Source organism: Sandaracinus amylolyticus (assembly GCF_021631985.1).
Lineage (GTDB): Bacteria > Myxococcota_A > Polyangia > Polyangiales > Sandaracinaceae > Sandaracinus > Sandaracinus amylolyticus_A.
Map to the genome: position 1 here is coordinate 10,722,957 of NZ_CP070225.1, position 15,071 is coordinate 10,738,027.

Here is a 15,071-nt window from a genome sequence, read left to right on the forward strand (position 1 = left end):
GCTCGTTTCCGTTCCCCTGCCCGGAGCTGAGGCATACCTCTCCTCACGACGGAGCGACCGGCGTCCCGCTCAACGTGGAGATCGAGGTCGCCTATCACATCGAGCTGCCACCCGAGCCCGCCGAGCTGCGCGACGCGATCACCCTGCGCGACACGACGACCGGCGAGCTCGTCGCGCTCGAGCGCTCGCCCGTGTGGAACCGAATGCGCCCGGTCGCGGCGCTCGCCGCCGACCGCACGTACGAGGTGATCGGCCCGCGCGACTACGGCGATCTCGCGCACGAGTGCGCGGCCGCAGCCGCGGAGGTGCTCGCGACCTTCACCACCGGCGACGCGATCGACGACACGCCGCCGAGCGCGCCGATCGTGAGCGGAGGCGCATGTCGATCGGTCGTCTGCACCGACGGCGGGTGCTGCGGGCCGCACGTCGCCGCGGTCGCCACGTACACCTGGTCGTCGATCGACGAGAGCGGGCTCGCGCTCGTGTACGCGCACGGTGAGCTGGACGGAGAGCACACGATCGCGACCTCGGGATCGGTGGAGCGCATCGTGTCGGGCACGGGCACCGCGCTGAACGTCGTGCCGCGCCTGCCGCGCGCGGCGGGCGCGGGAGGTGTGCTCCTCGCGATCGACGCGGCGGGCAACGTGTCGGAGCCCGCGCCGCTGCCGGCGATCGATCTGGGCTGCGCGAACGACGTCGATCCCGACGGAGGCGTACGCGCCGACGCCTCGGCGGGCGTGGACGCGGCGACGAGCGCGGACGCGGGCCTCGACGCCGGCGCCGACGCGAGCTCCGCGCGCCACGCGTCGGCCTCGTGCGCGGTCTCGCACGATGGCGGCCCGTCGCTCGCGCCCCTCGTCGCGCTGCTCGCGATCGCGCTCGCCCTGCGCCGGCGCTGAACGTCTGCGCTCGTCATCCGTCCCTCCATGAGGGCCCCGTTGATTCCCGATCGGGAGCGGGCGAGCCTGGGTCGGGGGGAGCATGAGGGGCAGCACAGCTGCGATCCTTCAACACGGGTCGATCGCCGAGCTCGTGCGAGCGGAGCGTTTCGACGACGCGCTCGCACGTCTCTACGAGGCGCGCGACGAACGTCCGGACGACGCCGAGCTCGCGGACGCGATCCGCTTCGTGCGCGAGCGCGCGCTCCGCAACGGGCTCGATCGGCTCGGCTCGCTCGAGTCGGTGCCACGGCGCCTGAGCATCCCGGTGCCCACGTCGCTGGGCGCCGACGAGCGCTACCTGCTCGGGCTCGTCGACGGCGAGGCGTCGATCGACGAGCTGCTCGACGCGTCGACGCTCGGGCGACATCGCACCGTGCGCGCGCTGTGCACGCTGCTCGATCGCGACATGGTGCGCGTCGACGCGATCACGAGCGCGCCGGTGGTCACGCCCGACGCCGCGCTCGCGCGCCACGTGCTCGTCGCGGACGGACATCCGCCGTCGGCGGCGCTGACGCGCACGATGTTGCGCCTCGTGCTCGGCGCCGCGGCGCGGCTCGAGACGGTGGGCTCGGTCACGCAGCTCACGGCGGCGGCGCAGAAGCAGCGCCCCGATCTCGTCGTGACCGAGACGATGCTGCCGGGAGGCGACGGAGTCGCGGCGCTGCGCACGCTGCGTCGCGCCCACGGCGGCGCGATCCCCGCGATCGTGATCGCATCGCGCGTCGAGCTCGCGCTCGTCTCGGGCCGCGCGCCCGATGGATGCGCGGTGCTCGCGCGACCGATCGAGAAGTCCGCGCTGATCGACGCGCTCGCGACGATCGGGATCGCGCGCAAGGCCTGAGTCTGCCGGAGTGCTCGTCCCGCACGTCCCGGACGGGAGCGCGCGAAAGCGCGCGGACGGTAGGGACGGGCGGGCGAGCCGATTTTTCGACGCCTTTGAACGCAGGGGGACGGGATGAGCACCGAGGATCTGATCGTTCGACTGCGCGCGGACGTCGCGCGCGGTGCCACGCAGCGAGAGCTCGCGCCGGTGATCGACGCTCTGGCGAGCGAGCTCGAGGCACGACGCGCGCTCGAGGCGCGCGTGCGCGCGAGCCACGCGGCGATGATGCGCCTCGCGCGCAGCCCGAGCGTCGGCGAAGGACGGCTCGACGACGCGCTCCGCGAGATCACCGAGTGCGCGAGCCAGGTGCTCCGCTGCGCGCGCAGCAGCGTGTGGATCTACGACGCGGACCACACCGCGATCCGCTGCATCGATCTCTATCTCGCGGACAGCGGCGCCCACGAGGTCGGCATCGTGCTCCCCGCGAAGACCTATCCCGCGTACTTCCGCGCGCTGCGCGAGGACCGCACGATCGCCGCGCGCGATGCGCACACCGATCCGCGCACGTCGGAGTTCTCGGCGGGTTATCTCGCGCCGCTGGGGATCGGCGCGATGCTCGATGCGCCGATCCACGTCGGCGGTCGGATGATCGGCGTGCTCTGCAACGAGCACGTCGGCGCCGCGCGCGCGTGGAGCGCGGACGAGGAGCAGTTCGCGGGATCGATCGCGGACTTCGTCGCGCTCGCGATGGAGAGCCAGAAGCGCCGCGAGATCGAGGATCAGCTGCGCGCGATGGTCGCGGCGCTCGAGGACGAGCGCTGATCGCCGCACATCGACGCCGCCGGCGCGCGTGCGCTCTCACGCAAGAAGAAGGGCAGGGCGCCACACGCGCTCGCGTATCGTAGCCCCGTCGTCGCGGAGGTCTTCGTGCGTCGCGCCACCTCGTTCGCTCTCCTGCTCGGTTCGCTCTGGCTCGTCACTGCTCATGCGTCTGCGCAGACGACCATCCCGGGCGGCAACATCATCAACCAGACCTGGACTCCAGCGGGCAGTCCCTACCGCGTCAACGGCGACATCATCGTCCCCGCCGGATCGACGCTGACGATCCAGCCCGGCGTGGTGATCGAGGCGTCGACGAGCGACGGGCTCGGCTCGGGCAGCGACGTGAACGAGGTCGAGATCATCGTGCGCGGCTCGCTGCGCGCGGTCGGCAGCGCGGCGCAGCCGATCACGATCCGCAGCACCGGGACCGGGGCGAGCCAGTGGTGGGGCATCTCGGTCGAGAGCGGCGCGACCGAGGCGATCTTCCAGCACGTCACGATCGAGGAAGCGCAGTACGGCGTGCGCTCGGCGGTCGCGGGCAGCGGGCTCGTGCTGAGCGACGCGACGATCTCGACGTCGGCGTACGGCGTCTTCCTCGAGGCGGGAGCGCCCGAGCTGGCGCGCGTCACGGTGCACTCGTGCGCGAACACGGGCGTGCACGTCGCCTCGCTCGCAGGCGTCACGATCACGAGCTCGATCCTGCGCAGCAACGGCACGTACGGACTCTTCGTGCAGCACAACGGGTCGACGAGCGCGGACACCGTGCTGCGCCAGAGCACGGTCTACGGCCACGGGACCGGCGTCTACCTCAGCACGAGCAGCGGCACGCGGACCCTCCGCGTGGTGGACAGCATCGTCAGCCACAACTCGACCGGCATCTATCGCAACAGCTCGGCCTCGACGTTCGACGTGTCGAACAGCGACGTCTGGGGCAACAGCAGCGCGAACTTCGGCGGCGTCGCGACGACGGGCAGCGGGAACATCTCGGCGAACCCACTCTACGTGAGCGCGCCCGCGAACCTGCGGATCACGTCGAACTCGCCGGCGCGCTTCGCCGCGAGCGGCGGCGGTGATCTCGGCGCGCTGCCCTACACCGGCGATGCGACCTCGGGTCTCCACGGCACGCTCTGGGCGGACACGACGCTCACCGCCGCGTTCAGCCCGTACAGCGTCGCGGGCGATCTCACGGTCGCGCCCACGGTGACGCTCACCGTCGAGCCCGGCGTGACCGTGCGCTTCGCGACGAGCGACCTGATGGGCGCCGGCGCCGACACGAACGAGACCGAGCTGCGCGTGCAGGGAGGCATCGTGGCGGTGGGCACCAGCGCGCAGCCGGTCGTCTTCGACAGCACGAGCAGCGGTGCGGGCCAGTGGTACGGCATCCGGATCACCAGCAGCGCGAGCTCGACCTTCGACTACGTCGACGTCAGCGAGGCCCAGTACGGCCTGTACCAGGACGCATCCGCGAGCCACACGCTGCAGCACTCGACGATCCACACGTCGACGTACGGTCTCTACGTCGGCACGGGCACGCTCGTGGCGGACACCATCACCGTGCACTCGTGCGCCACGACCGGCGTGCACGTGACCGCGGCGGCGGGCGCGACGCTGACGAACACGATCCTGCGCAGCAACGGCACGTACGGGCTCTTCGTGCAGCACAACGGGTCGACGACCGCGGACACCGTGCTGCGCCAGAGCACGGTCTACGGCCACGGGACCGGCGTGTACCTCAGCACGAGCAGCGGGACGCGCTCGGTGCGCGTCGTCGACAGCATCATCAGCCACAACTCGACGGGCATCTATCGCAACAGCTCGGCCTCGACCTTCGAGGTGTCGACCAGTGACGTGTGGGGCAACAGCAGCGCGAACTTCGGTGGCGTCGCGACGACGGGCAGCGGCAACATCTCCGCGAACCCGCTCTACGTGAGCGCGCCCGGGAACCTGCGGATCACGTCGAATTCGCCGGCGCGCTTCGCCGCGAGCGGCGGCGGTGATCTCGGTGCGCTGCCGTACACCGGCGATGCGACCTCGGGTCTGCACGGCACGCTCTGGGTGAACACCACGCTCACCGTCGCGGGCAGCCCGTACAGCGTCGCGGGCGACCTCACGGTCGCGCCCACGGTGACGCTCACCGTCGAGCCCGGCGTGACGTTGCGCTTCGCGACGAGCGACCTGATGGGCGCCGGCGCCGACACGGACGAGACCGAGCTGCGCGTGCAGGGACGCATCGTGGCGGTGGGCACCAGCGCGCAGCCGGTCGTCTTCGACAGCACGAGCAGCGGTGCGAGCCAGTGGTACGGCATCCGGATCACGAGCAGCGCGAGCTCGACGCTCGACTACGCCGACATCAGCGAGGCGCAGTACGGCCTCTACCAGGACGCGTCGGCCACCCACACCGTGCAGCGCAGCACGATCCACACGTCGACGTACGGGCTCTACGTCGGCACGGGCGCGCTCGTCGCGGACGCGATCACCGTCCACTCCTGTGCGATGACCGGCGTGCACGTCTCGTCGGCGGCGGGCGTGACGCTGACGAACACCGTGCTCCGTAGCAACGGCACGTATGGGCTCTTCGTGCAGCAGAACGCGTCGACCACGCTCGACTCGCTGCTGCTGAGCAGCACCGTCTACGGCCACGGGACCGGCGTGTACCTCAGCACGAGCAGTGGTGCGCGCTCGCTCCGCGTGCTGAACAGCATCGTCACCCACAACTCGACGGGCATCTATCGGAACAGCTCGAGCTCGACGTTCGAGGTGTCGAGCAGCGACGTGTGGGGCAACAGCAGCGCGAACTTCGGCGGCGTCGCGACGACGGGCAGCGGGAACATCTCGGCCAACCCGCTCTACGCCGCGGCACCGAGCGATCTGCGCCTCACGTCGTCGAGCGTGTGCGTCGACGCGGCGAGCGCGATGCTCGCGCCCGATCACGATCGCAACGGCGTCGCGCGCCCGCTCGACGGCAACGGGATCGGCGGCGCGCAGTTCGACATGGGCGCCTACGAATTCCCGTACATGGTCATGTGCGGCAACGGCGTCGTGGAGACCGGCGAGGCGTGCGACAGCGGCGCGAGCAACGGTCAGTACGGCGCCTGCAACGCGAGCTGCACCGGGCTCGGTCCGCGCTGCGGCGACGCCGCGACGAACGGGCCCGAGCAGTGCGACGACGGCAATGCGAGCAACACCGACGCGTGCCTGACGTCGTGCCAGCTCGCGACGTGCGGTGACGGCCAGGTGCGCACCGGCAGCGAGCAGTGCGACGACGGCAACTCGTCGAGCACCGACGCCTGCATCATGTGCACGAACGCGCGCTGCGGGGACGGCTACGTGCGCGCCGGCACCGAGCAGTGCGACGACGGCAACGCCGGGAACACCGATGCGTGCGTCGGCGCGTGTGTCGCGGCGCGCTGCGGCGACGGCTACGTCCGCGCGGGCGTCGAGACCTGCGACGACGGCAACACCGCCGACGGCGACGGCTGCCCGAGCACGTGCATCCTCGCGGCCGCGACGTGCGGCGACGGCATCGTGCAGGGAAGCGAGCAGTGCGACGACGGCAACACGGTCGCGACCGACGGCTGCATCGCGTGCCAGGCCGCGCGCTGCGGTGACGGCTACGTGCGCGCGGGCGTCGAGGTGTGCGACGACGGCAACACCAGCAACGGCGACGCGTGCCTGAGCTCGTGCGTCGCGGCGCGCTGCGGCGACGGCCAGGTGCAGGCGGGCGTCGAGACCTGCGACGACGGCAACACGAGCAACACCGACGGCTGCCTCACGAGCTGCGCGGCCGCGACGTGCGGCGACGGCTACCAGCAGGCGGGCGTCGAGCAGTGCGACGACGGCAACGCGATCCAGACCGACGCGTGCGTCGGCGCGTGCGTGCTCGCGCGCTGCGGCGACGCGCTCGTGCGGAGCGGCGTCGAGCAGTGCGACGACGGCAACACGATCCAGACCGACGCGTGCCTCAACTCCTGCTTCGACGCGCGCTGCGGCGACGGATACGCGCAGAGCGGCGTCGAGGCGTGCGACGACGGCAACGCGAGCAACGACGACGGGTGCCTCAACGCGTGCGCCGCGGCGACGTGCGGTGACGGCTACACGCGCGCCGGCGTCGAGGTGTGCGACGACGGCAACACCAGCAACACCGATGGATGCGTGGGCGCGTGTCAGCTCGCGACGTGCGGCGACGGCTTCGTGCGCACCGGCAGCGAGGACTGCGACGACGCGAACTCGAGCAGCACCGATGCCTGCGTGAGCTGCAGCGCCGCGCGCTGCGGCGACGGCTTCGTGCAGGCGGGCGTCGAGAGCTGCGACGACGGCAATCGCGTCGACACCGATGCGTGCCCGAATTCGTGCGCATCGCCCGACTGCGGCGACGGGATCGTGCAGAGCGGCGAGGCGTGCGACGACGGCAACGAGAGCAACGAGGACGCGTGCCTCGTGAGCTGTCACGCGGCGTCGTGCGGCGACGGCTACGCGCGCGCCGGCGTCGAGGACTGCGACGACGGCAACGCGATCGAGACCGACGCGTGCCTCTCGGGATGCGAGCCGGCGCGCTGTGGCGACGGCGAGGTCTGGGCCGGCATGGAGGAGTGCGACGACGGCAACGGCAGCGACGACGACGCGTGCGTCGACGGCTGCTTCGCGGCGACGTGCGGCGACGGCTTCGTGCAGGAAGGCGTCGAGCAGTGCGACGACGGCGACGTCGAGAGCGGCGACGGCTGCAGCGCGGAGTGCACGATCGAGGGCGGCGGTGACGGCGGCGTCGACGACGACGCGGGCACCGGCGATCCCGACGCGGGCACGAGCGGCGAGGACGCGTCGACGAACGAGATCGACGGCGGCACCGCGGAGATCGATGCGGGCACGACCCCGCCGAGCGAAGGCGGCTGCGCGTGCCGCGTCGGCGCGACGTCGACGAACGCGCCGTGGCTCGCGATGCTCGCGCTCGGGCTGGTGATCGCGCTGCGCCGGAGGCGCTCGCGCTGAGAGCGCTGCGGCTGCGCGACGGGATCGGCGCCGTCGATCTCGCGCGCGGCCGCGTGCTGATGCCTGGCGCTCGAGAAGGGTTCGACCCGGCGCGCTCGGCCGTGTTCCACGTCGTCGACGCAGCGCGGCCGATCGCGGTGCTCGCGCCCACGGCGCATCGCGAGCATGCGGCCAACGCGCTGCTGCGCGAGCTGCCGGTCGTCGCCGCGATCGAGCGCGAGGCGACCGGCGCGGCCGTCGCGTCGTGGTGGTCGCGTGACCACCACGACGCGAGCGAGGACGCTGCCCGCGCGATCGCCGTGCTGAAGGCGTGCGGCGGATGGGACGAGTCGCCGGTGATGGTCATCGCGTTCACGTTCGGGCGCTGGCTCACGGTGGACGTCGCGTTCGATGGCGAGTGGCGCGCCGAGGTGCACGACCAGCACGCGCCGTGGGAGCGACTCCACGGGACGGGGCCGGTCGTGTTCGTCGACGTGGACCACATGCGCGCGTTCAACGACGCGTACGGCCACCTCGAGGGCGACCTCGCGCTCGCCCGCATTCACGCAGCGATCGCGTCGATCGCGCTCGGGCGCGGTCGTGTCGCGCGCGTCGCCGGTGAGGAGCTCGTGATTCTCCTCGCTCCTGGCGTCGACGCGCGGACGACGTGCGACGCGGTCGTGGGTGCCGTCGCCGATCTCGCGATCCCGTTCGTGCATCCCAGCGTGCGCACGAGGGGGCGGCTCGAGGTCACCGCGGTCGCGGTGCCGATCGCGACTCGTGAGCACTGCGTCGACGCCATCGCCGAATCACGCCGGCGACTTCGCGCGTGACGCGCACTGCGTGCGCTGCGATCCTCGGGCGCGCATGCCAGCTTCGCTCGTGTGGATCGCTCGCATCGCGGCCTTGTTCGTGCTCTTCCGCGCCGCGATCGGGCTCGCGACCGCGCGCATCCTGCTCCACCTGCGCGCGCGTCCCGCGCGCAGCACCGTGCGCGACGGGGACGACGTGTCCGCGCCCGCGCGCGAGATCCTCGACGACCTCGCCGACTGGGCCGAGCTCGGCTTCGAGCACGTCGCGTGGGTGGAAGACGAGGCGACGTTCACGCTGCCGCCGTACGAGCCGAAGATCCGCCGCCTGCTCCATCGGCCCGGCTCGGGCGTGTGGATCTGGCTCGACGCTTCGTGGGGCGTCGGCGCGGCGCCGGTCTTCGCGACCGCGGTCTCGTTCTCCTCGAGCGGCACCCACGTCCACACGTACGACGCCATCGGCGGGATCGACTGGCAGCGCCACCCGAACGACGATCGCGCGGTGTTGGCTCCGGGCGCGTCCCCCGGAGCACTGCTCGAGGCCCACGCGCGCGCCGCGGGCGACGACCTCGATCTCGACGACGACGTCGAGCGCTTCCTCGAGCGCTCCGACGCCGCGGCCGCCCGGATGATCGCGTACGGGCTCGAGGTGGGCGACCTCGAGCCCGACGTGGGCACGCTCGTTCGTCCGCGTCTCCCCACCGCGATGCGCGCCGCGCTCGCCGGCGCGCGTCGCGCGCGGCATGACCCGTCCGGCGATGCATCCGCGGCTCTCGGTCGACACCGAGCTCGAGGTGTGGCGCCGCATGGACGCGCCTGCGCGACGCGGGCACTCCGCGCTCGCTCGCGCTCGTCGTGCTCGCGCTCAGCGCGCTCGCGTTCGGCGCGCTCCTGCTGCTCGACTTCGATCCCACGAACGTCGCGCTGATCGCGGGCGCGGTGCTCTTCCACGAGCTCGGTCACTGGGCCGCGATGCGCGTGCGGGGGTACCACGATGCGCGCATCTTCTTCGTGCCCTTCTTCGGCGGCGCGACCACCGGGCACAAGGAGCGCGCGTCGATCGCGGACGAGCTGAATCGTGCTGCTCGCGGGCCCCGGTGCCCGGCATCGTGCTCGGCGCGGCGCTCCTGCTGCTCGCGCCGAGCGTGGCCTCCGACGTCCTCCGGCGCGCCGGGTGGGTGCTCCTCGCGATCAACCTGCTCAACCTGTTGCCGCTCTTCCCGCTCGACGGGGGGCGCGTGGTGCATCGGCTGATCGGGCGCGCGCATCCGGGCGTCGACGCGCTCGTGCGCCTCGCCGGCATCGTGGTGCTCGGGGGCGATCGCGGTCGCGTCGGGCGAATGGTTCCTGTGGGCGGGCGTGGTGTGGCTCCTGATCGGCATGCCGCTCGCGATCCGGCTCGGGCGCGTCGAGCGCGCGCTGCGCGCCGCCGATCTCCCCGACGACGCCGATGCACGGCGACGCGCGATCGTGAGCGCGACGCGCGAGGCGTTCGCCGTCGTGTCGGTCGCGGTCCGCGTGATGCACGCGCGCATGCTCTCGACACGGCTCGACGCGCCGCCCGCGTCCATCGCGTCGCGCGTCGTGTGGGGGCTCGCGTACCTCGCGCTGCTCGCGTCGACGAGCGCGTCGGCGTTCATGCTGTTCCTCCTGCAGCCCCAACCGGGCGCGGCGTGGATCGCGTGTGGCGATCCGCTCCCGCGCCACGTCGAGACGGCGAGGAGCGTCGTGCTCACGCCGTACGGCGCGGATCGCCAGCCGCTGCCGCCATCGCCCGGCGTGATCGTCTACGAGATCGCGGGCGACGACGTGTGTGCGCCCGAGCCGTGGGGCCCGTCGCCGATCGCCGAAGAGCGCGCCGCGCGCTACGCGCGGGTGATCCGAGCCCAGGACGCGATCGAGCGTCGGATCGGTGCGTTCCCCGAGGAGGACGAGGGCGCGCTCGACGTCTGGTACGCCCGCACCGCGAGCGAGCTGCGATCACAGTTCGCCGAGGCGCCGCTCGATGCGGAGATGGTCGAGGCATACCTCGCACTGCGCGATCCGCGGGACGAGGCTGCGGACGCGGCGGCGCGCGAGCGCCTCGCTGCGCTGCTCGGGGTTCCGAGCGAGTGCCCTCGGGCTCGGTACCGCCCGCGCATCGCGTCGTACGCCGACGAGACCGGCGTGGAGCGCTTCGACGTGGTCGTGCACCGCGACTCGCCCTCGACGACGCGTGGTGTCGTCGAATGGCTGTGCGCGCGCGGCGCGTCGGGCGTCTACGCATTCCCGCACGAGTGATTGCGGACCGGCCCCTCGCGGCAGGCCCGGCGCGGGCGGTCTCCGCGATCAGTCGGGGAGCTCGACGCGCACCGTCAGCGTCTTGCCGCGCAGGCTCGCGACGGGCTTGCGCAGACCGAGCGCGCGCACCGCCGCGACGACCTTCGCGACCAGCGCCTTCGTCGCCTTCGGCGTGCTCGCCGCTTTCTTCTTGGCGCGCAGCTCGGTCGCCGCGCGCTTGATCTCGTTGGCGCTCGACTTCGCGATCGGCGCTTCCGCGAGGGCGAGCGGAGTGTCGGCCTCGGGCGTCGCCGCCGCGTAGGTCACGAGCGCGTAGGACTTCTCCTGGCCGAGCTCGAGCGCCTTCTCGCGCGGCAGCGCCTCGACCACCGCGACGAGGCGGAACGCCGTCGCGCGTGCAATCCCGATCTCTTCCTCGACCAGTGCCTCGAAGGTCTCGTGCCGGAGCTCGTAGAGTCGCTCGCGGAGGATCGCGCGGAGCGCCTCGCCGATGTCGTAGAAGTCCTCGACGATGCGCGTCTTGCGGCGCTCGATCAGGGCGAGGAGGTTTCGCAGCTTCTTCTCGCGCGCCTCGGCGCCGAGCGCTTTCGCCTGGCGGGCCGCTTTCACGAAGGCGGTCGGCGCGCCTTTCTTCGGGCTCTTCTTGCGGGTCACCACGCGCGTGAGGGTAACCCACGCGCGCAAAGTCGCACCGGTGAGACCCGGGAGTCGCACCGGTGTGAGTCGCACGCTGCCAACTGCGGTGGCGGCCCGGTGTGCCCGCGCTCCGGGATCTCCGGCGATCACGCGGTGGCGCGCGCCGTGCGAGAGGCGCGCGCGATGCGGACACGTCTTGCGTTCGCGGTGATGAGCGTCGTGACGGCGTGCGCACCCTCGTCCGACGTGCCCGCGCCGGGTGCATCGGCGGGTGAGTGGGTCGACGTCCAGCGCGTGCCGCCTCCGTACCGGGTCGACGTGCTCTTCGTCATCGACTCGAGCCCCTCGATGGCCGAGGAGCGTGCGGCCGTCGCCGCCGCGGTGGAGCGCTCGATGCGCGGCGCCACGAGCGGAGATCGTGACCTCGACGGGATCCCGCACGTCGATGGCATCGACGACCTGCGCGTGGTGGTCGTCACGGCCGATCTCGGCTGCGATGGATCCCCCGGAGACGACGCTCGCCCACGCACCGAGATCGCGGCCGACGCGCCCTCGTCGTGCCCGGAGCGGCTCTCCGCGCCGCTCGAGGTGAGCGTTCCGCTCGGCGTCGGCGATCTCGAGACGCTCCCTGCCCACGCTGCGTGCCTCGCCGACGTTCCGGCCACCGGCTGCGACGAGCAGCGCCCGCTCGCCGCGGCCCGTCGCGCGCTCGAGCTCGGCGTGATCGGCCGCCCCGGCGCGCGGCTGGTCGTGGTGATCGTCACCGACGACGACGAGCGCGATCCGCCGTCGCTCGAGCTCCCCGAGGGCGCGGCGATCGTGCTGGTGTCCGGCGCTTGCGAGTCCGAAGACGGTCCGAGCGCGCGTCCGCCCGACGCGATCCTCGGCCGCATCGACGCGCTCGAGCGCGCAGGCGTCGACGTCGAGCGCGGGACGCTCTGCGGTGATCTCGCCACCCCGATCCTCGACGCGCTCTTCCCGCGGATTGCCGATTGCCTCTGTGACCGCTGCGTGCCGCCGCACTACGAGCCGGCGCCGGGAGCGCCGCCGCGCTGCACGCTGCACGAGACGCTCGGTCCGCTCGCGTACCACGCGCGCTGCGGCGAGCTGCCGGGCCGTACCGTGATCGACGTGAACGACGACGGGATCGAGCGCTGCGCGGTGGACCTCGTCGCGGAGGAAGACGACTCGTCACCCGGGATGCGCATGGCGCGCGACCCGGAGCTCTGTGGTCCGCTCGGCTGGATCCCCACGTGGGTCCACGGCGCAGCGCCGGAGCCCGACTCGCGCCTGGATCTGCGCTGCGAGATGCCGAGCCCCGACGCCGGGCCCTGAAGCGCTTCAGTCGCGCTCGGTGCGCGGATCGACGCCACAGCGACCGCGCGTCGCGGCGCGCAGCCACCGTCGATCGGGGCCGGCGAGGGGCGCCATCAGGCGCTCGAGCGCGTGGCGTCCCACCGCGACGCGGCACAGCTGTCCCGCGGCGGCGCGTCGCTCGGTCGAGAACAGATCGAGCAGCGTCGCGGCGTCCATCTCGGTCACGCCGCGCGCGTCGCGCTCCAGCGTCGCGAGCTGCTCGAGACGCGCGTGATCGTCGGGCAGTCGTGCGAGCTCCGCGCGCAGCGCGACCAGATCCAGCGGGCGCGCGATGGTGCGCGGCGTCGGCGGCGGCGGGTCCATCGGGAGCGCGAGATCGACATAGGGGCGCACCTCTCGCACCACCGGCGCGACCAGGTTGCGATCGGCGCGCAGCGCGTCGCCGAGCTCGCGCGCGATGCAGCGCTGCAGGCCTCCGCGCGTCGTCCCGGTGGGCCCTTCGATCACCGTGATCTCGGGGCGGCGCGGCCGCGCGAGCTCCACCCGCACGACGGTCGTGCGCAGCTCCGCGAGCGATGCGCGCGACGCGATCGCGCACGCCTCGAGCGCGGCGCGTGATCCTTCGAGGGCGCGATCGAGCGCGAGCGGTGGCGCCTGCGCCGACGCGGGCGAGGCGGCGAAGAGGAGGAACAGCAGCGCGACCGTCCGAGCGGCCCACGACATGCCCCGATTTGGACACGCGCGCCGGCTCGCGCAATGGGGATGTCAGGGCGAGACCTCGGTCCACGCCGCGGTCTTCCGGGGCGATATCGCGACCGGCGCGCTCAGATAGTCGTGCACGTCGCGCACCGCCACCGCGCCCTCGCCGACCGCCGACGCGAGGCGCTTCTCGGAGCCGTGACGCACGTCGCCCGCCGCGAACACGCCGGGCACGCTGGTCTCGTAGCGCGTCGGCCGGCGCCCGCCGTCGCTCACGTCGGCGCCGGTCAGCAGGTACCCGTGTGTGTCGCGCTGCACGACACCGGCGAGCCACTCGGTGTGCGGGAGCGCGCCGATCATCACGAAGAGCATCTCGGCCGGGACGGTCTCGAGCGCGCCGGTGCGCCGATCGTGCAGCGTGAGCTGCTCGAGCTTGCCCCCGCCCGCGCCGTCGACGACCTCGGTGTCGAAGCGGATCTCGATGTTCGGCGTCCGCGCGATCTCGCGCACCAGGTACGCCGACATCGAGCTCGCGAGCGACGCGCCGCGGACGAGCAGCGTGATCTTCCGGGCGTGCTTCGCGAGGTGCACGACCGCTTGCCCGGCCGAGTTGCCGGCCCCGACGACGAATGCCTCGTGGCCGGCCATCACCCGCGCATCTCCGCCGACCACGAAGAACACGCCCGCGCCGGCGAAACGATCGAGCGCGGGCACGTCGAGCCGGCGGTAGCTCGCGCCCGTCGCGATGAGCACGGCGCGGGCGCGGAGCGTGCGGCCTCCTTCGAGCACCAGCACACGCTCGGCCCCCTCGGCGCGCAGCTCGACGACCGCACGCGCGAGCACGTACTTCGCGCCGAAGAGCCACGCCTGCTCCCACGCGCGATGCGCGAGCTCGGCGCCGCTGATCCCTCGAGGGAAGCCGAGATAGTTGCGGATGAGCGAGCTGGTGCCCGCCTGGCCCCCGACGACCTCGCGCTCGACCACGAACGTGCGGAGCCCCTCCGACGCGGCGTACACCGCGGCCGCGAGCCCCGCCGGCCCCGCGCCGATGATCGCGAGGTCGCACGAGGCTTCGCTCGGCGCCGCCTCGGCGATCGCGTCCTGCAGCTCCGCGTTGCTGGGCGCGACGAGCGCGCGACCGTCGAAGAAGACGAGCACCGGCAGCGGCGCGTGCTCGAGGCCGGTCTCGCGCAGGAGCTCGATCCCCTCGGCGCTCGACGCGTCGCGCACGCCGTACGGGATCCCGCTGCGGTCGAGCAGCTCCTGCAGCTCGCGCGCCCGGCGCGACGGCACCTCGGACACGATGCGCACGAGCTCGAGCCGCTCGCCGTGCGCGCGCGTCCACTCCGCGAGGAACTCACCGATCGCCGGGTAGAGGTGCACCTCGGGCGGCGACCACGGCTTGATCACGTAGTTCTCGAGGTGACCGAACGCGCAGCCGTGCAGGATCGCCGGCGCCGCCGCGCGATCGGCCCACTCGACCAGCAGCGCGCGCATCGCGTGCGGGTGCAGGCCGTGCGCGTGATCGAGCAGCTCGATGCCGGTCGTCCCCGGCATCCACTGATCGGCGATCACGAGCGCGACCGGCTCTCCGCGCTCGTGGAGCCGCGCGAGCTCGTCCTGCGCGCTCTCCGGCGAGCCGAACGCGCACACGCGGTAGTCCGCGTGGTATCGGCGCTCGAGCGCGTCGCGCAGCGACTCCAGCGCTGCGGGCTGGTCGTCGACGACGGCGATCACGGGCTTCGTGTGCACGCGGTGCTCCTCGGCTCGGACAGATAG

The 15,071-nt window shown here is 72.8% G+C and carries 12 protein-coding genes; 8 read left to right on the forward strand and 4 right to left on the reverse strand.

The window, feature by feature from the left end; genetic code table 11:
- The first annotated feature begins 74 nt into the window (after positions 1 to 74).
- The 6 genes from I5071_RS45580 (at position 75) to I5071_RS45605 (ending at position 9,288) form a co-directional block, all read left to right on the forward strand.
- Positions 75 to 899, forward strand: coding sequence for a hypothetical protein (locus I5071_RS45580; RefSeq protein WP_236519746.1), 825 nt, complete (start codon positions 75 to 77; stop codon positions 897 to 899).
- Positions 900 to 1,032: 133 nt separating this feature from the next.
- A complete protein-coding gene (locus I5071_RS45585) occupies positions 1,033 to 1,782 on the forward strand; it encodes a response regulator (protein WP_236519747.1) in 750 nt (249 codons plus the stop codon).
- Between the two features lie 114 nt (positions 1,783 to 1,896).
- Positions 1,897 to 2,586: a GAF domain-containing protein gene (locus I5071_RS45590; RefSeq protein ID WP_236519749.1), complete on the forward strand. Its 690-nt coding sequence runs from the start codon at positions 1,897 to 1,899 to the stop codon at positions 2,584 to 2,586.
- A gap of 105 nt (positions 2,587 to 2,691) precedes the next feature.
- Positions 2,692 to 7,572 carry a DUF4215 domain-containing protein gene (locus tag I5071_RS45595; protein WP_236519750.1) on the forward strand — a complete coding sequence of 1,627 codons (4,881 nt, stop codon included), beginning with the start codon at positions 2,692 to 2,694 and terminating at the stop codon, positions 7,570 to 7,572.
- Positions 7,512 to 8,384: a diguanylate cyclase domain-containing protein gene (locus I5071_RS45600; protein ID WP_236519752.1), complete on the forward strand. Its 873-nt coding sequence runs from the start codon at positions 7,512 to 7,514 to the stop codon at positions 8,382 to 8,384. Before I5071_RS45595 ends, I5071_RS45600 begins: the two co-directional genes overlap by 61 nt.
- A gap of 34 nt (positions 8,385 to 8,418) precedes the next feature.
- Positions 8,419 to 9,288 carry a hypothetical protein gene (locus I5071_RS45605; RefSeq protein ID WP_236519753.1) on the forward strand — a complete coding sequence of 290 codons (870 nt, stop codon included), beginning with the start codon at positions 8,419 to 8,421 and terminating at the stop codon, positions 9,286 to 9,288.
- A 31-nt stretch (positions 9,289 to 9,319) separates the two neighbouring features.
- On the opposite strand, the gene I5071_RS45610 is transcribed toward I5071_RS45605, so the two are convergent.
- A complete protein-coding gene (locus tag I5071_RS45610; RefSeq protein ID WP_236519755.1) occupies positions 9,320 to 9,742 on the reverse strand; it encodes a hypothetical protein in 423 nt (140 codons plus the stop codon).
- Between I5071_RS45610 and I5071_RS45615 the strand changes: the two genes are divergently transcribed.
- Entirely contained in the window at positions 9,741 to 10,640 is a 900-nt protein-coding gene (locus tag I5071_RS45615) for a hypothetical protein (RefSeq protein WP_236519756.1), read from the forward strand. The two genes, I5071_RS45610 and I5071_RS45615, sit on opposite strands and share 2 nt — an antisense overlap.
- A gap of 48 nt (positions 10,641 to 10,688) precedes the next feature.
- On the opposite strand, the gene I5071_RS45620 is transcribed toward I5071_RS45615, so the two are convergent.
- Positions 10,689 to 11,354: a hypothetical protein gene (locus I5071_RS45620; protein WP_236519758.1), complete on the reverse strand. Its 666-nt coding sequence runs from the start codon at positions 11,352 to 11,354 to the stop codon at positions 10,689 to 10,691.
- A 105-nt stretch (positions 11,355 to 11,459) separates the two neighbouring features.
- Between I5071_RS45620 and I5071_RS45625 the strand changes: the two genes are divergently transcribed.
- The gene (locus I5071_RS45625) at positions 11,460 to 12,611 is read left to right on the forward strand and encodes a hypothetical protein (protein ID WP_236519759.1); all 1,152 of its coding nucleotides are present in this window, start codon (positions 11,460 to 11,462) and stop codon (positions 12,609 to 12,611) included.
- 6 nt (positions 12,612 to 12,617) lie between these two features.
- On the opposite strand, the gene I5071_RS45630 is transcribed toward I5071_RS45625, so the two are convergent.
- Together I5071_RS45630 and I5071_RS45635 are read right to left on the reverse strand one after the other, a co-directional pair.
- Positions 12,618 to 13,316, reverse strand: coding sequence for a hypothetical protein (locus I5071_RS45630; protein ID WP_236519760.1), 699 nt, complete (start codon positions 13,314 to 13,316; stop codon positions 12,618 to 12,620).
- Between the two features lie 42 nt (positions 13,317 to 13,358).
- Positions 13,359 to 15,044: an FAD-dependent oxidoreductase gene (locus I5071_RS45635; protein WP_236519761.1), complete on the reverse strand. Its 1,686-nt coding sequence runs from the start codon at positions 15,042 to 15,044 to the stop codon at positions 13,359 to 13,361.
- Positions 15,045 to 15,071 lie beyond the last annotated feature (27 nt).